Raw genomic sequence first — 17,990 nt, 5'->3', positions numbered from 1 at the left:
TTACCATCAAGGAAGTTTACTGTGAGTGCCAAGCCTCTAATATTACTAGTCGAAGACAACAGAGAAGTCCGATTAGCAGCAAGATTTGTACTGGAAGATTTAGGCTTAGCTGTAGAAGAAGTCGAAAATCCGGTTCAGGCACTCACTTTCCTCGAGCAACGCCAGCCTAGTCTGATTTTGCTCGATATGAACTTTGAGCTAGATTCCACCTCTGGACAAGAAGGGCTTAGGTTTTTACGTCAACAACAGCAGCTGGGCAACACCATCCCCGTGGTCGCAATGACGGCATGGTCACATACCGAGTTAGTTGTACAAGCAATGCAGCTTGGTGCTGCGGACTTCCTAGAAAAACCATGGAAAAACCAACGTTTCGAGCAAGTCATTCGCCACCAACTCCGACTCAGTGAACTGAGTAATAAAAATCAGGCATTACAACATGCGCTGGCTGGAGAGAAAAGCACCGTGCTTTGGCAGAGCAATGCGATGCAGCAACTGATGGAGCAGCTGGAGATCATGGCACCAACCGATGCAAATATTCTACTTACTGGAGAAAACGGTGTTGGCAAAAGCCTGATAGCGCAGTGGATCCACCAGCACTCAACGCGAGCGATGCAACCATTTATCTCCGTAAATATGGCTACCATTCCCGATCAGCTGTTTGAAAGTGAACTATTCGGTCATACCAAAGGCGCGTTTACCGATGCTAAATCGGATCGTGCCGGACGATTTAAACTGGCTAACCTCGGCACCTTATTCTTAGATGAAATTGGCACACTTCCCATTAATCAGCAGAGTAAACTACTTCGCGTCCTTGAATCTCGAGAATATGAAGCTGTGGGTTCAAGTAAAACCGAAATAGCCGATGTCAGACTAATCAGTGCGACTAATGCCAAATTGGAGCAACAAATCGCCAAAGCAGAGTTTCGTCAAGATTTGTTTTACCGCATCAACACCTTTACTATCGAGATCCCGCCTTTACGCTCACGCCCAGAAGACATTGAGTTACTCGCTCGACATTTTATCAAATCACATGGTAACCGATATGGAAAAAGTGAATGCTCACTTACACCCATGGCGATAGCGCAACTAAAACAGTATGATTGGCCAGGTAATACTAGGGAATTGAGTCATTTATTAGAGCGTGCCGTTTTATTGAGCCGCACAGGAGAGATCAGCACTGAACAACTACAACTAAGTGCATCATCTTCCTTATCGCTAAGCAGCAGTGCAACCGCCCCCTTGCCTCTTATTACGTTGGAGCAAGCTGAGCAGCAATTAATCACACAAGCGCTAGCAAATACCTCTGGAAACAAGCAGCAAGCCGCTGAGTTATTGGGTATTACTAAGCAAGCGCTCTACCGTCGTCTTGAAAAGTATGGCCATAATTAAAGAACCTCTAGCGGGCTACTTTATTGTTAAGTTTATATTGTTGGTAGCCGTTGAAGTTTTCGGGGTTGCTGCACTCAGTTGGCACTTAGACATAAACTTGCCGACGGCTTTGTCTACATCAACCGCGCTAATTATCACCAGCTTTTTGATTATGCAGGGTCTACTATTCAGACAACTCTACATGCGCTGCAAACACTCATTTGAGCGATGTAGCTACCAAGCAGAGGCATGGCTAAAGCGCGACTTTAGCCTCAGAGCTAAACCTACATTCTCAACAGGGGTGGTTGCGCATCTGCACCAGCAACTAAATGGTGTTTCTGAAATGCTTCAAAGTGAAAAAACAGATGAAGATGTACAGTCCTTTTTAGTTGCAGAGTTAATCAGCGTGTTAAACACTCCCATCTTTATTTTCGACCAACGTATGCAACTATGCTTTGGTAATGACGAATGCGTAGAACTTTTCCAAAAACCGTGGCAAACACTAAGATACAGTCCACCAGAAGCAATCGGGCTAACACCTGAACCTAATTGGCATTTCATCGACCCTGAGCGGAATAAGCGATGGCAAGTGAGACACAGTACGTTTACCCGACAAAATTCCTCTTACCATCTCGTTGCTTGCATTGATATTCATCAAGCGCTGCGCGATCAAGAGTTACAAGCTTGGCAGCGATTAATACGTGTCATTAGTCATGAAATACGCAACTCCCTTACTCCTGTCTCAGCGATACTTGAGCGTTTACAGACTCGAGCCAAAGACCCCAGAGATAATGAGGCATTTAATATCGTACTTGAACGATGTTTTCACTTGCAGGATTTCATCCACAAATACAGCCAATTAAATCAACCAATCAAAGTCGACCTTCGGCGAATATCAGGCTTAGAGCTGAGTCAGTCGATTCAAAGCTTTTTCCCAGAGGTGCAATGGCAAGTTGAGTTATCGCCAGCCTATTTTCATGTTGATCCAACGCTTATCAATCAAGTTTTAATAAATATTGTAAAAAATGCGATAGAGGCAAGCTCTGCTCACGCCACCATTACACTGAAAATATATACCAAAGATAATATGGCGTATTTTGAAGTCATTGATGAAGGAAACGGGGTGGCAAACAGCGATAACCTCTTTGTGCCTTTTTACTCAACAAAACAAGCAGGAGAAGGGATAGGTTTGTATATCAGTCGCTACTTTGTTGAGCAAATGTCGGGCACGATCAACCTAACCAACCGACAAGATAAAACGGGAGCTATTTGCCAGCTGAGCTTTCCTGTTTTGATAAATTAATGCTTATCTTACAGTCCAGTTTTTATAACACAGCGTCCATAATCGGACTCCACTCCATCACAAGAATATAAAATAATAACTAGATCAATGGTTTAAAATTTGGCATATGGCTTGCTCAAAGTAAGTTAATCGAACCAATCAAGGTAACTTATGATGGATGTAGTAAAGCAAAAGCAAGTAAGGCCTTTGCAAAAAGTGAGGCTTATCATCGGTGTGTCGATGGTGCTCCTATTCGCTTGGCTTAGCCTTGAGCTATTTTCAACCTCAGATGATTTTAAATTGCAAAGACAGGCGATCATTGTGGGGCAAGTAAAACAAGGTGACTTAAATGTCAGTGTTGATGGTTATGGGGTACTGCGCTCAAATAAACAAAAACTCATCACTACACAAGACCCAGCAACCGTATATGAAATACTTGTTCGCCCTGGTGGAGCTGTTAAGCCCGATACCATTATTCTAAAGATGCAAGATCCAGATCTCACGCAACAGCTGGAAAGTGCAGAAATGGAGCTTAATCGTCAACAAGCCAACTTTCGCCGACAAAAGCTGGCCAATCAGCGTGAGCTACTGATGGAAATGGCTACATTAGCTGAACTAACCAGTCAGCACCAATCACTTGTTATGCGCCGTGAAGCCCAGCAAACATTAAGAGATCAAGGTGTAGTGCCAGCAATTGAGGTCAAGACAGCAGAACTTGAGGAGCAGCAGCTTGCCGAGCGGGTAAAGCTTCAAGAGCAAAGAATAGCGCAGCTAAAGTTGGTACATTCTGAAGATTTAACCATATCACAAGAGCTTATCAATCAAGCACACTCGATCCTTGCTCGATTAGCAGAGCGGGAAGCAAAACTAACCGTACGGGCTGGCACAGAAGGCGTTTTACAACGTTTAGCCGTTGAGCTAGGTCAAAGCGTAGTTGCAGGTCAAGAGCTGGCACAAGTCGGGAGCAGTAAGGATCTCCAAGCTTTAGTTCGAGTATCACAATCCAAAGCAGAGCAAATTCAAGTTGGTCAATCAGCAATGGTCAATACTCGCCGTGAACAAGTACAAGCAAAAGTGACTCGCATCAGCCCTCAAGTCCAAGAGGGAACGATTGAAGTTGAGCTCACCTTTATCAATGGCGTGCCTGATTCAGCAAGGCCTGAACTTAATGTTGATGCACAGATCAACACACATCAACTCAAAAACGTTTTATACGTGGAACGCCCCAGTAATACCCAATCTCATAGTCAGCAAACATTGTTTGTGTTAGAGCAGGATATTGCGGTGCCTCAGTTAGTTTCTTTTGGTATTGATGCCGGAAAGTTCTTGCAAATTGAAAGCGGCATCTCGGCCAATCAACAAATTATATTATCCGATACCAGCACCTATAAAAATGCAAAACAAGTACGGATCATGCAGTAAGTCATCCTCAATATTAGGACTAAGTTATGAAAGAAACGATTTTAAAGATGTCAGATATTACCAAAGTATTTAGCACTGAAGAAATGGAGACACACGCATTACGTGGAATTAACCTCGAGATTGACAAAGGTGATTTTGTTTCAATTTGTGGCCCATCTGGCTGCGGTAAGTCCACTCTACTCTCCATCCTCGGGTTACTCGATATGCCCAGCACAGGGAGTTATGTTATTGAAGGTACAGAAGTCAGCCAACTTAGCTTGACCGCTGCCGCACATATCAGAAATGAAAAAATTGGATTTATATTTCAGTCTTTTAATCTAATCGACGAACTCTCTGTGTATGACAATATTGCGCTACCATTACGCTACCGTCAAAACCCAATGAGTAACTCGGACATTGACCAAGCGGTAATGAGCTGCCTAACAAAAGTCGATATGGCACATCGTACAAAGCACCGCCCTAATCAATTATCTGGTGGACAACAGCAGCGGATAGCGATTGCCAGAGCCTTGGTAGGTAACCCTGCTTTACTGCTTGTGGATGAGCCGACAGGTAACCTCGATTCTAAAAATGGGGATGCGGTAATGGATATGCTTAAAACACTAAACTTGGAAGGCACAACACTATGCATGGTAACGCACGATCCCAGGTATGCAGATATGGCAACACGCAAGCTACATCTGTTAGATGGAAAGATACTGGCTCCACAAGCGCAAACAGCTCACCCTACACTGGTTGATGCGTTTTAAAAGTATTCGGAAATCAAAAGTATCTCAGCACGGGCATGCGTGCTGGGTAATACCAATTTTCTTAATTAAGTGGTCTATGTTGAGGCGAGAAAATCTTGTCGATAACCCCGCTACCGCGTCCTGCTATCGCCAAGGTACCTACCTCCGTGTAAGCAAAGCAAAAATTTTGCTATTTAGTTGTTCTAAATAAGAAATTTTTAACGCTGTTAGCGCCAGATTGACTCCTTCAAATTGAGCAAGTATTAAGTCAAATTGGTATTATTGTCGCATCAGTTTACTTGGTATCAATGCAAGGCAGAGCTTGCGTAGCATAGTTATTTTATGTGAGTCAGATGATAAAAACTTGGTGCTCATGCAAAGTCACCTTCCCCCACATCTATGTGGGGCTGCGCAGCAGACACGCTAATTAAGCGCTGCCCACCCTACCCAAATGCTAAACGGCGCTAAGGCTCCTAAAGCCGCTTTATAGATCAGAGACACAGTAGGATGTAGCGATTTCACACTGATCTCGTTACTCCTTGAGACCAGTAGTAATGAAGTCGCATGTTGCACTTTTTATCAAAATATCAGCCCAATCATTTTGCCTAACAGAGGTTCTTAAACTAATCTGAATTCGAAATTAGCAGCGTGCTACAAAGCAAATTGATAGAGAACGGCGGTAATTACAGAATAGGTCGTTACTCACAGCGAAAGCCAGCACCCACATTCATTTATAGGTAAAAGTAATAAAGGCATGGAACGAACAGCACTACACTTGCGCACCACCGTGTAGCAACAGAGCACCAATTTGGTGCAACACAACAATTGACACGTCATGAAATACTTAAAAAGCCTTTACTTATCATACTGATAAAACTTTGGCACAGATCAAGCTTATCTGTGTTCAATTGCAGTACATTGCAGCAAAATAACCCAACGAGTCGGAGGACACATGTCACAATCGGTTTTAGATTTTATTAAAGAGCACGACGTAAAATTTGTTGATTTACGTTTTACTGATACAAAAGGTAAAGAACAACACGTATCTATCCCACACCATCAAGCCGATGAAGATTTCTTTGAAGACGGCAAGATGTTTGACGGCTCATCTATTGCTGGTTGGAAAGGCATCAACGAATCTGACATGGTGCTTATGCCTGATGCACAAAGCGCAAAGCTAGACCCATTCGCAGAAGAAACAACCCTTATTGTACGTTGTGACGTGGTTGAGCCAAATACACATCAAGGCTACGAGCGCGACCCTCGCTCAGTATCAAAGCGCGCTGAAGAATACATGCGCTCAACGGGTATCGCAGATACGGTTTTATTCGGTCCAGAGCCAGAATTTTTCTTATTTGACGATGTTAAGTTTAAAACAGACATGTCTGGTTCAATGTATAAAATCGATGCAGAAGAAGCATGTTGGAACTCGGACAAAGATTACGAAGGTGGCAACACAGGTCATCGCCCAGGTGTTAAGGGCGGCTACTTCCCAGTTGCACCTGTTGACTCTTCGCAAGACTGGCGTAGCGCTACTTGCCTCGTGTTAGAAGAAATGGGTCAGGTAGTTGAAGCGCACCACCATGAAGTGGCAACCGCTGGCCAAAATGAGATTGCAACTCGCTTTAACACTATGGTGCTAAAAGCAGATGAAATCCAAGAAATGAAGTATGTTATTCACAACATGGCACATCTATACGGCAAAACAGCAACGTTTATGCCTAAACCTATTGTTGGCGATAACGGTTCAGGGATGCACTGCCACCAATCATTAGCTAAAGATGGTAAAAACATTTTTGCTGGCGATAAATACGGCGGTCTATCTGAAGATGCACTTTATTACATCGGCGGTATCATCAAGCACGCTAAAGCAATAAACGCCTTTGCTAACGCATCAACTAACTCATACAAGCGTTTAGTACCAGGATTTGAAGCGCCAGTAATGCTTGCATACTCTGCACGTAACCGCTCTGCATCAATCCGTATTCCAGTGGTGCCATCAGAAAAAGCGCGTCGTATTGAGGTACGCTTCCCAGATCCAACTGCAAACCCATACCTTGCTTTCTCTGCAATGTTAATGGCTGGCCTAGATGGTATCAAGAATAAGATCCACCCTGGTGATGCAATGGATAAAGATTTATATGACTTGCCAGCAGAAGAAGCAGCTGAGATCCCTACCGTTGCGGCTTCACTTGATGAAGCACTTGCTGCGCTAGATGCTGACCGCGAGTTCTTAACTCAAGGTGGCGTATTCACTGACGACTTAATTGACGCTTACATCACGCTTAAGTCAAAAGAAGTTGAAAAATTAAACATGACAACTCACCCTGTTGAGTTCGAAATGTACTACAGCGTATAAGCTCTGTAGTAAACCTGCTACTTGGCTCAATGTGCAGATATTGAGCTTGTAGAGCCTAAACGCATTATGTGTTTCTGGCACTCTTAATCATATGTGTTCTCAAGCCCGCTTATGCGGGCTTTTTTATTCACCGCTATCAAATTCGGCCGAAATCGCATTTGATGAGTAAAAACTCAGCATATTATACCAATTAGCTTAATTAAGTGGTCTATTTTGAAGCGAGAAAATCTTGTCGATAACTAACCAATAATTTCGCTATTTAGTTGTTCTAAAGAAGAAGTTTTAACGCGGTTAGCGTCAGGTTTACTTCTTCAAATTGAGCAAGTATTCAGGCTAATTAGTATAAGCCTAAACTCGCAATTCAAAGTACTCTATACTAAAGTATGATGAGTTATGTAGTTTGGAGAGTTGTGGTGCGTCAGTGGGGTATTTTTTTTTCGGTTAGCATGATGCTAACCATAATAAGCATTGATGCTACTGCCGAGTCCAACCCTAAAATCTATCGCTGGAAAGATAAAAACGGGCATTGGGTTTATTCTGATATACCGAAACCTGGCTCTAAAGAGGTCAAACTACACTCGAACATATTAACCATGCCAAGCATCGATACAAAAGTTTTAGCATCACAATCTGACACTACACCAACCATTACTTATCAAGCTAAGATAACCTCCCCTGAAAATGAACAAACCATTCGTGACAACAGCGGTAGCGTATATGTCACAGGCTCTGTAGAACCTAGGTTTACTCAGGGGTTAAGTGTACAGCTTTATCTAAATGGTGAGGCAACTGGACCAAAACAGTCCAATGCTCAGTTTTCGCTGCGCAATATACATCGTGGTGAACATGCGCTAGTGCTAAAAGTCTTCAATCAAAAAGGTCAAGTTGTCGCCCAAAGTAATGAGCATAAGTTCTATTTACATCGCAACACAGTAAATAACTGATCCTCCAAAAATAATCCCCTTCTACGTGTGTTGCGCACCACCCCTTTGGGTAGGCGGCAAGAGGTTACCTATAATGCTTCCCTTTGAAATTTAACGAGTCACAAAATATTCCCTATGAGCACAAATCAAACGGTTGCGGATTAGCGCTTTATCAAGTTGGCATGATTTATTAATGGATAAGTAAGAGCAAGCTCAGAACGATGAATGTATTGGGCAGGATAATAATTTTCGTACATGTGTAACACACTGTGCTATTCTCATTGCACCAACTTGGTGCACGGTGAACACAAATGGATCAAAACAATTCAATTGACTTAGACAAAGTGTGGCAATCTCTTTCGACTGCAATTTTAGTGCTCGACCATAACCTTACTATTTGCTTTGCGAATTACAGCAGCAGTGAGCTGTTAGGATTGAGTACGAAGCGCCTCACTGGATTGGCCATTGATAATATCTTTAACCATCATCATATTGACCTAGCAAGGCTCTCCAAATATGTACTCCAAGATGGTGTTGATTGCCAGCAGCACAGGGTTGACGTGGTGTTTGTCGATAACCGGGTCGCAACATTAAGCCTTCATGCAAGGCGGATATTGCAGTCAGATCAAGCATATATATTACTAGAGTGCCGCCGTGTTGATGACGCCCTGCGCTATGATCAAGCATCGAATCAGATGCACCAGTTTCAAGCAGCAAGAAATTTGATCCGTGGTTTAGCACATGAGATAAAAAACCCTCTTGGTGGCATTAGAGGTGCGGCGCAATTATTGCAGTATGAAACTGATCAGCAAGAACGGGAAGAATGCGCAGCACTTATCATTGAGCAAGCTGACAGGCTCAGAGAACTTGTAGACAAGTTACTTGGGCCAAACCAATTACCACAAAAAGCGCCGTGTAATATACACCAAGCACTAGAGTCGGTAATTAAGCTCACTACCTTGGAGCGCGATGCAGAGATCAAATTAGTGAAGGATTATGATCCCAGTATCCCAGCCATAGTGATAGATCAGGCGAAAATCCAGCAGGTGCTACTCAATATGCTTCGTAATGCTCAACAAGCACTACAACATGATGGCACTATTACCATCACAACGCGTATTAAGCATCGTCTGCATCATGGCGAGCGGCTGCTTAAAAAAGCGCTACTTGTGCGGATCAGCGATAATGGTCCGGGTATCGCAGAAGAGGTAAAAGAAACGTTATTTTTCCCGATGATAACGAACAAAGAAGGTGGCTCAGGGCTTGGGCTGTCTATTGCACAAACGCTGGTGGAGCAACACCAAGGGTTTATCGAATGCGATAGTTGGCCGGGACACACTGAATTTAGTATCTACCTTCCCTTTGACAACACCGAAACAGGAACCGTGCAATGAAATCAGTGTGGTTAGTCGATGATGACGCTTCAATTAGATTTGTTTTAGAAAAAGCATTAAAGCGAGCAGAGTTTGAAACCGAAAGCTTCGCCAGTGCTCAGGACGTGTTAACTGCGCTTGAATATGAGCAACCCGCAGTGCTGATTTCAGATGTACGTATGCCAGGCATTGATGGTATGGCCTTATTAGACAAGATAGCGAGTCTACACCCAACTTTGCCTGTCATCATTATGACAGCGCATTCTGATTTAGACTCCGCTGTCAATGCGTTCAAAAAAGGCGCTTTCGAGTATCTTGCCAAACCTTTTGACTTAAACGAAGCGGTGTCACTGGTGCAACGAGCATTTCGTGCCAGTCAACAGACTAAAAAACACAAACGCACAAATAGCAAAGCGACTAGCCCGGATATCATAGGCGAAGCACCGGCCATGCAAGAGGTGTTTCGCGCCATTGGGAAACTCTCAGCATCGAGTATGAGTGTACTCATCAACGGTGAGTCCGGATCAGGTAAAGAGTTAGTAGCAGGCGCACTACATAATCATAGTCCGCGCAAAGATGCTGCATTTATTGCGCTCAATATGGCTGCTATACCAAAAGATCTTGTTGAGTCTGAGCTTTTCGGTCATGAAAAAGGGGCTTTCACTGGGGCCGATAGCATGCGTAGAGGACGTTTTGAACAAGCAGATGGCGGTACTTTGTTCCTTGACGAAATTGGTGATATGCCATTGGATGTGCAAACTCGATTATTGCGAGTCCTTGCTGATGGCGAGTTTTATCGCGTTGGGGGCCACAACAGTGTTAAAGTCGATGTTCGAATTGTAGCTGCCACACACCAAAACCTAGAAGCACTGGTAAAACAGGGCAAATTCCGTGAAGATTTGTTTCACCGCCTTAACGTTGTACGTCTCAAGCTACCGGCACTTAGGGAAAGACCTGAGGACATTGCAGCACTATGCGACCATTTTTTAGCAAAAAGTGCCAAAGAGCTAAAAGCTGACCCTAAAATTATCTCCACACAAGCCTTACAAAAAATGCAGGCGTATCATTGGCCTGGTAATGTTCGCCAGCTTGAAAATACCTGTCGTTGGCTAACAGTAATGGCCCCTGGTGAGCTTGTTACTGCTGCTGACTTACCAGAGGAACTAGAGCAACCACAGCAACTCGAAGCCGCTGAGCAAGCCCATTGGCTTGATGCTTTTCAATCTTGGCTTGATACGGAACTGCGTAAAGGCAAAGATCATATTTGGCCAGATATACAGGCACAATTGGAGACGCGTTTAATAAAATCAGCACTGCATGCATGCCATGGTCACAAGCAAGATGCTGCATTAAAGATAGGTTGGGGACGCAACACGTTGACGCGAAAGCTAAAAGAACGCAATATTCAAGATTAAGTTTAGATGATAAATCATTTGCATGAAGTTACTTGAAAATGTCCCACTGATAAAACAGCTAGAGATTATTAATCGCTTAGCCTTTTTTAAAGAATTTACCTTGGCAGAGCGTCAGGTGCTCTTGGAGTCTTTTAGCCATCTATATCTGGTACCACAGCAGCGCCACGCCTTTAAACGCTTTGAAAAAGACAATCGTCTTTATATTGTATTAAGCGGCGAATTTTTGATTTTTAAACAAGATGCCGCTCATGACTTAGGCAAAGTCGGACCCGGAGAGTTCTTAGGTGAAGGCGCATTTATCACAAACCGAGAGCGCAGCACCAGTGCACAAGCGGTAAAAGACAGCATTATATTAGCTATTACTCCTGATGCTCTTACGCGCTTGCCCAATGTGATCCGAGAAAAAATTAAAGACAAGCTGATTGAAGGCATGAGTCATCGTATTGCAAAGCTTAATGCCTTTATTGAAGGTGTAACTGACTAAGTAAAGTAGCCCAAGCAAAACATAAAAGAATGGCACTACACCAAAGCTGCTTGTCTTGCCCGCTGTGATTTGTAATCCACTTTGACTTTGAAATGACATACTGAATAAGCATCATCAGCGGGATAGTAAAGCAGATAAATCCGTAAAAGAGATAACCGAGTACTGCCGTCCACCAAAAATCCGAACTTGTTAAATCCGTTTCATTCACCATCCCAACCATCGGAACCGGAAACTGATACGCATAAATCACTAAAATGGTTAACAGTCCACAACATACCGGTATGGCCACTATCTTGTCGATATTATTTATATCCTTTACCAATAAGTGCTTCCCTCTCTTTGAGTTCGCTAATATGAGCGTATCAAATTAGCTTCCAACAAACACGACTCCATGTGATCTTGTTGGGAAATAAATAATGGGAGCCTTGGCTCCCATTATGTTGATGCGACTTACGCTAATAATTCACTAAACGCATCAAATAGTCGATCTAACTCAGCAATCGTGTTGTAGTGCATACAGCCGATGCGAACAACACCGCCTTTGTCCATTACGCCTAGTTGCTCACATAACCCTTGCGCGTAAAAGTGACCATCCCATACACACATGTGTTTTGCACCTAAAAACTCAGAAACCTCACGAGGTGCAATGCCGTCAAATGTCAGCGCAAACGTTGGTGTACGCTCTGCTAACCTATCGAGCGATGCGATACCAAATAGCTTAATTTGCTTAAACTCCGCTAAACGCGTCAAGAAATGTTGGCTCAGTTGCGTCTCGTGCGCTTTGATGCGTGCAAAAGTTTCCACTAACTTATCACGACGCGGCGTATCGGCACTCATTTCGCTTAAAGAGGCGATATAGTCTATGGCAGCCACAACACCTGCTATTCCTTCAAAGCTCTGAGTACCCGTTTCCCAACGATAAGGGATAATATCTTTTACAGGCTCTACTTTATATGGTGTAAAGCCTTCTAGATGCTCTCGTTTGCCATAAACGATACCAACATGTGGGCCGAAGAACTTATAGGCTGAGCATGCAAGGAAATCACAGTCTAGTGCTTGAACATCAAGTAATTCATGTGGCGCATAGTGAACAGCATCAACAAACACTAACGCACCCACTTGGTGTGCACGCTCGACAATGCGCTTGATGTCATTGATTGAGCCTGTAGTATTAGAGGCATACGTAACAGCAACTAACTTCGTGTTATGATTTAATAACCCTTCTAGCTGTGCCAAATCAAGCGTACAGTCGGTTTCGTTTACCTTAACTGTGTGTACAGTCGCCCCTTTATCTTCAGCAGCTTGACGCCATGAAGATACATTTGAATAGTGATCTGCATTGGTCACAATAACTTCATCGCCAACTTGCCAATCACGTGACACGGCTCGGCTAAAGCTGAATGCAAGGCTAGTCATGTTGGCACCAAAAACGATTTGCTCAACACTCGGTGCATTCAAAAAGTCCGCCACCGCTTGGCGGGCTTCATTCATTAAACTGACCGTTTTGTCGCTTGAGAAAAATGCGCCACCCAAGTTGGAGTTGAAGTAACCAAGGTAGGCTGACATCGCGCTCAACACAGATTGTGGTACTTGAGAGCCACCTGGGCCATCTAGAAAAATAGGAGCAGTCCCGCCGACACTTTGCATCAACGCAGGAAACTGACGACGCACTTGATTTAAATCCATACTACCCTCTTAGGCTGTAAACACGAAGCAATCTAGGTAACCGACTTGCTCGGCATCTAGCTTATTCATTGGTGTTGCGTTATGCCACACTTCACGGTCATTCACCAGTGCAAATAGACCATCTTTGATTTCCATTTTAAAACATGGCTCGGCTTCTTTATGCTCGTATACCAATAATTCACCACCAGCAATATTTTCATGCGAAACACCACATACACACACATGGTCAAAGCCATCTTGGTGCACGCCCTCAGGGGCTGGAGGCGTATCACTTTCTATCGCCAGCATGCGGAACTGATGCACCTCAATATCGCTGTCATCTGCAATACCTGTCATGGTTTTAAATTCTGCAAGCATATGCTTGAAACCATCGGTATTTAGCATCTCTTGTTCTAGGTTTTCGTAAACACGCTCAACATTGCCTTGAAAGGTATTAATTGAATCGTCTTGCACAAAGGCCTTGGTTGGCTGTAATGTTACTTCATTATTGATGAACTTTACCACCGAGTAGCGACGTTTTCTAAATGCGCCATCAGCATAAGGGTTGTCTGGAAGCTGGCTAAAATACGGCTTCACTGCATCAATATGCTGCTGTGGTAAAAAGCGTAGTTGTAATAAATTCTGGTTGTTTACTGTTGTCATGATCCTCTCGCCCATTGATGAGAATTTGCCGATAATTCTAATAAAACTAGAGAAAATTACTGTTTAAAAAAACGGGATTTTAATCACTAAAACGCAATAAAAACCCACTAATTACAACTTTAATAGATTACTTATCTAGATTTAAAATAAAGCTTGATAACACCATTTAATTTGAGCGTTTTATGCGCATAAAAAAAGCCAGCAAGTGCTGGCTTTTTATCTCAATGTATTCTAAACGCGTAATTAAACTGCTTGTTGAATGATCACTGAGTCTGCTTTTTTAGTGTACTGAGGCATCTTGTGGAAGTTCAAGTAACGGTACGTGTCAGCAGCCGTTGCATTGATTTTCTCTGCATACTCTTGATATTCAGCAGGTGTTGGTAATTTACCAAGAATAGCAGCGACAGCTGCAAGTTCTGCTGATGCAAGGAATACATTTGCACCTGTACCTAGGCGGTTAGGGAAGTTACGAGTAGAGGTAGACACCACTGTTGCTTTATCAGCAACACGTGCTTGGTTACCCATACATAGTGAACATCCAGGCGTTTCGATACGTGCACCTACACGGCCATAAATACCATAGTAACCTTCGTCAGTTAACTGATCGCGGTCCATCTTCGTTGGTGGAGCAACCCATAGTTGCGTTGGTAGACGACCACCGAAGTTATCTAGTAGTTTACCAGCTGCACGGAAGTGACCGATGTTAGTCATACAAGAACCGATGAATACTTCATCGATTTTCTCACCAGTTACCGCTGAAAGTAAACGTGCGTCATCAGGGTCATTCGGTGCACAAAGGATTGGCTCTTTGATATCTGCAAGGTCAATCTCAATAGTGTGCGCGTATTCTGCATCCGCGTCTGCTGTCATTAGCTCTGGGTTTGCTAACCACTCTTGCATCTTAGTGATACGACGCTCAATAGTACGTACATCACCATAGCCTTCAGAGATCATCCACTTAAGCATCACGATGTTAGAGTTTAGGTACTCTTCAATAGACGCTTGTGAAAGTTTAACGGTACAACCTGCTGCACTGCGCTCTGCAGAAGCGTCAGATAGTTCGAACGCTTGCTCAACAGTTAGATGTTCAACACCTTCGATTTCAAGGATGCGACCAGAGAATTCGTTGATCTTACCTTTTTTCTCAACCGTCAATAGACCTTGCTGAATTGCATAGTAAGGGATAGCGTGTACTAGGTCACGTAGTGTGATACCTGGCTGCATTTCACCTTTAAAGCGAACAAGGATTGACTCAGGCATATCAAGTGGCATTACACCTGTTGCAGCTGCAAATGCTACCGCACCAGAACCTGCTGGGAATGAAATACCTAACGGGAAACGAGTATGTGAGTCACCACCTGTACCTACTGTATCAGGTAGTAGCATACGGTTTAGCCACGAGTGGATAACACCGTCACCTGGACGTAGCGATACACCGCCACGGTTCATGATGAAATCAGGAAGTGTGTGGTGTGTGTTTACGTCGATTGGCTTAGGATAAGCTGATGTGTGGCAGAATGACTGCATTGTCAGGTCAGCAGAGAAGCCAAGACAAGCAAGATCTTTAAGCTCATCACGCGTCATAGGACCCGTGGTATCCTGAGAACCTACCGTTGTCATTGTTGGTTCACAGTATTGACCTGGGCGTACACCCGGCATGTTACATGCTTTACCTACCATTTTCTGTGCAAGGGTAAAGCCCTTTCCAGAATCCGCCACTAGTTTTGGCTTACGGAAGATGTCTTCAGCTTCAAGACCAAGAGAGGTACGTGCCTTGTCTGTTAGACCGCGACCGATGATAAGTGGAATACGACCACCAGCACGCACTTCATCAAGAATTACGTCTGATTTTAGTGAGAAAGTCGAAATAACTTCGTCTGTACCGTGACGCTTAACTACACCTTCGTATGGGAAGATGTCGATTTGGTCGCCCATGTTTAGTTCGTCAACTGGAAGTTCAATAGGTAGTGCACCTGAATCTTCCATGGTGTTGAAGAAGATAGGTGCAATTTTACCACCTAGACAGACACCGCCAACGCGCTTGTTTGGTACGAATGGGATGTCATCACCCATGAACCAAAGTACTGAGTTAGTTGCAGATTTACGAGATGAACCGGTACCAACAACATCACCCACGTATGCTAGCGGTAAACCTTTACCATTCAGCGCTTCAAGCTGTGCGATAGGACCTACTTCACCAGGTTTGTCTGGGTTGATACCATCACGCTCGTTTTTAAGCATAGCCAGTGCGTGTAATGGGATATCTGGACGAGACCAAGCGTCTGGTGCTGGAGACAAGTCATCTGTGTTTGTCTCACCCGTTACTTTGAATACAGTTACAGAAATTTTGTCTGCAACCGCTGGCTTCTCAAGGAACCATTCTGCATTTGCCCATGATTCAATAACTTGCTTAGCAAACTCGTTGCCAGCTTTTGCTTTTTCTTCTACGTCGTAGAATGCGTCAAACATCAGTAGTGTATGAGATAAACCTTTAGCAACGATAGGTGCAAGTGTTGCATCGTCTAACAGGTCAATCATTGGCGCGATGTTATAACCACCTAGCATAGTACCAAGTAGCTCAGCTGCATACTCTTTTGAAATAAGTGGTGATTCAGCTTCGCCTTTCGCTACCGCAGCCAAAAAGCCCGCTTTTACATAAGCCGCGTCATCTACACCTGGCGGTACACGGTTAATGAATAAATCAACAATAAACTCTTCTTCACCAGCCGGTGGAGTTTTTAATAATTCGATAAGGTCAGCAGTTTGCTGCGCGTCTAACGGCTTAGGCACGATACCTTGCGCGGCACGCTCTTCTACGTGTTTACGATATTCTTGAAGCACAATATTGCCCTCTTGGTGACGTGGACAGACAAGTAAATGATCTGGCTGCGGTTATTAGTGAAACCGGCTGAACCATTCCCTTGACCATAAAATATAATGATCAATTATAAGGTCTTTGAGTATAGATGAAAATCTTGCATGCGATACCTCGCCTTATAGTCACTATAAATACTATGAATAAGCATGGTGGAACAAGTATATTTTGATGAATATTAGTCAAACGAGAATCATTTAAATTTTGTAAAAGCGCGCAATTAATTGGATCAAAAAAGGCTCCAATAGGAGCCTTTTTGCATAAGTTAAGTGAACATTAACGCTTAACTTTTACTTTTTCTTTAGAAGAAACGTGCGCTTCTACACGGCGGTTTTCCGCATGTGCTTTTAGCGTATTCGCTGGATTCTTCAAACGCTCCTCACCGTAACCCACTGTGGTAATACGCATTGAATCAATACCCATATCAACGAGTTTTTCAGCAACGTTTTTCGCGCGGCGCTCAGACAGTTGTTGGTTGTAATCAGCATCACCGACAGCTGACGCGTGACCTTCAATCAAAACGTCTGCGTTTTTATGTTCTTTTAAGAACTTAGCTACAGCATTGATGTCATCGACATATTGCTGAGAGAAAGTGGCATCATCGTGTGGGAAACGCACTAGCAGGCTCACTTTGTCTTCTTTCGTTTCGTACAAAGTACAGCCAGACGCGTCAACTGCATCCGTCATTGGTGTATTTGCACATTTATCTTCGCTATCCACTACGCCATCTTTGTCACTGTCTTGCGGTGCTTGTGCAACAACAGGTGCTGGAGCTGGTGCAACTGCTTCTGATTTACCTGCACTACCGAACGAGTAGTTAATACCAATTTTACCACCTACATCAGTAAAACCAGCTTCTAACCCCTGATACACAGCAGCCTCAGCATTTAAAAATAGGTGCTCAGTAAAGTGGTGACGTACACCCGCACCTAAGTTTGCGAAGGTGTTATCTGAAATGGCATCTAAGTTCATTTTTTTCAAACCAACTAGACCGTAGAATGGGCCACCATCAAAGTGATATAGACCATCGATACCATAGCGCTCAGCGTCAAGCGAACCATTACTGATCCCACCTAAATCAAAGTCCATGTCTGCATATTCAATACGACCGCTCCAAAACTTATCAAAGCGGTAGCCAATTTCAGCCCCCCAACCCGTTGAGTCCTCAACATCTAAACCAGCCATGTCACGGTGATTTTGCCAGTCGGCATCATAGTAGTCACCAAACACCCCAAGATATACGCCTTCAGTTGGCTCGGTGGTATTTGCATGTGCAGTGGCTGATGCAGCCATCGCAACTAGTAAACTCAAAGTTTTAATTTTCATCATTCCTTCCCATCTCTGTTAGTTAACGCATTGAGTATTGACTCTGACAGTCTATCAGAAAATGCGCCGACTGATTACGTTGCAGAGATAATATTAGCTTGTCTATT

14 protein-coding genes are annotated in these 17,990 nt (G+C 43.7%); 9 read left to right on the top strand and 5 right to left on the bottom strand.

From position 1 onward, the window contains the following. Positions 1-21: 21 nt before the first annotated feature. The 9 genes from J8Z24_RS00820 to J8Z24_RS00780 all read left to right on the top strand — a co-directional run bounded on the left by J8Z24_RS00820 (position 22) and on the right by J8Z24_RS00780 (position 11,354). Positions 22-1,389 carry a sigma-54-dependent transcriptional regulator gene (locus J8Z24_RS00820; protein WP_252095116.1) on the top strand — a complete coding sequence of 456 codons (1,368 nt, stop codon included), beginning with the start codon at positions 22-24 and terminating at the stop codon, positions 1,387-1,389. Next, the gene (locus tag J8Z24_RS00815; protein WP_147390088.1) at positions 1,376-2,671 is read left to right on the top strand and encodes a sensor histidine kinase; all 1,296 of its coding nucleotides are present in this window, start codon (positions 1,376-1,378) and stop codon (positions 2,669-2,671) included. The genes J8Z24_RS00820 and J8Z24_RS00815 overlap by 14 nt, the downstream gene beginning before the upstream one ends. A 150-nt stretch (positions 2,672-2,821) precedes the next feature. After that, on the top strand, positions 2,822-4,072 hold the full coding sequence (locus J8Z24_RS00810) for an efflux RND transporter periplasmic adaptor subunit (protein ID WP_225740789.1): 1,251 nt from the start codon (positions 2,822-2,824) through the stop codon (positions 4,070-4,072). A gap of 26 nt (positions 4,073-4,098) precedes the next feature. After that, positions 4,099-4,821 carry an ABC transporter ATP-binding protein gene (locus J8Z24_RS00805; protein WP_128731748.1) on the top strand — a complete coding sequence of 241 codons (723 nt, stop codon included), beginning with the start codon at positions 4,099-4,101 and terminating at the stop codon, positions 4,819-4,821. A gap of 931 nt (positions 4,822-5,752) precedes the next feature. Further along, positions 5,753-7,159: a glutamate--ammonia ligase gene (gene glnA / locus J8Z24_RS00800; RefSeq protein ID WP_128731747.1), complete on the top strand. Its 1,407-nt coding sequence runs from the start codon at positions 5,753-5,755 to the stop codon at positions 7,157-7,159. A gap of 413 nt (positions 7,160-7,572) precedes the next feature. Beyond that, on the top strand, positions 7,573-8,103 hold the full coding sequence (locus J8Z24_RS00795) for a DUF4124 domain-containing protein (protein ID WP_241651667.1): 531 nt from the start codon (positions 7,573-7,575) through the stop codon (positions 8,101-8,103). Between the two features lie 290 nt (positions 8,104-8,393). Continuing rightward, entirely contained in the window at positions 8,394-9,476 is a 1,083-nt protein-coding gene (gene glnL / locus J8Z24_RS00790) for a nitrogen regulation protein NR(II) (protein WP_176032914.1), read from the top strand. After that, complete coding sequence (ntrC, locus tag J8Z24_RS00785; RefSeq protein WP_252095115.1) at positions 9,473-10,870, top strand: nitrogen regulation protein NR(I); 1,398 nt, start codon at positions 9,473-9,475, stop codon at positions 10,868-10,870. Before glnL ends, ntrC begins: the two co-directional genes overlap by 4 nt. A 22-nt stretch (positions 10,871-10,892) precedes the next feature. After that, positions 10,893-11,354 carry a Crp/Fnr family transcriptional regulator gene (locus J8Z24_RS00780; RefSeq protein ID WP_125251350.1) on the top strand — a complete coding sequence of 154 codons (462 nt, stop codon included), beginning with the start codon at positions 10,893-10,895 and terminating at the stop codon, positions 11,352-11,354. Here the strand turns inward: J8Z24_RS00780 and J8Z24_RS00775 are convergent. From J8Z24_RS00775 to J8Z24_RS00755, 5 genes are all read right to left on the bottom strand, one after another. Further along, entirely contained in the window at positions 11,332-11,676 is a 345-nt protein-coding gene (locus tag J8Z24_RS00775) for a hypothetical protein (protein WP_176032915.1), read from the bottom strand. The genes J8Z24_RS00780 and J8Z24_RS00775 overlap by 23 nt on opposite strands. Before the next feature lie 128 nt (positions 11,677-11,804). Next, complete coding sequence (locus J8Z24_RS00770) at positions 11,805-13,040, bottom strand: cysteine desulfurase-like protein (protein ID WP_252095114.1); 1,236 nt, start codon at positions 13,038-13,040, stop codon at positions 11,805-11,807. A 9-nt stretch (positions 13,041-13,049) separates the two neighbouring features. Continuing rightward, the gene (locus J8Z24_RS00765; RefSeq protein WP_176032916.1) at positions 13,050-13,682 is read right to left on the bottom strand and encodes a 2OG-Fe dioxygenase family protein; all 633 of its coding nucleotides are present in this window, start codon (positions 13,680-13,682) and stop codon (positions 13,050-13,052) included. A gap of 243 nt (positions 13,683-13,925) precedes the next feature. Further along, the gene (acnB, locus tag J8Z24_RS00760; RefSeq protein WP_128731740.1) at positions 13,926-16,523 is read right to left on the bottom strand and encodes a bifunctional aconitate hydratase 2/2-methylisocitrate dehydratase; all 2,598 of its coding nucleotides are present in this window, start codon (positions 16,521-16,523) and stop codon (positions 13,926-13,928) included. Between the two features lie 310 nt (positions 16,524-16,833). Then, positions 16,834-17,883: an OmpA family protein gene (locus J8Z24_RS00755; RefSeq protein ID WP_176032945.1), complete on the bottom strand. Its 1,050-nt coding sequence runs from the start codon at positions 17,881-17,883 to the stop codon at positions 16,834-16,836. Positions 17,884-17,990: the final 107 nt, after the last annotated feature.

The sequence above is a fragment of the Pseudoalteromonas sp. SCSIO 43201 genome (genome assembly GCF_023716725.1).
GTDB classification, from domain to species: domain Bacteria; phylum Pseudomonadota; class Gammaproteobacteria; order Enterobacterales; family Alteromonadaceae; genus Pseudoalteromonas; species Pseudoalteromonas peptidolytica.
Note: the sequence above shows the minus strand (reverse complement) of the source record. Positions and strands in the feature narration are given on the sequence as shown.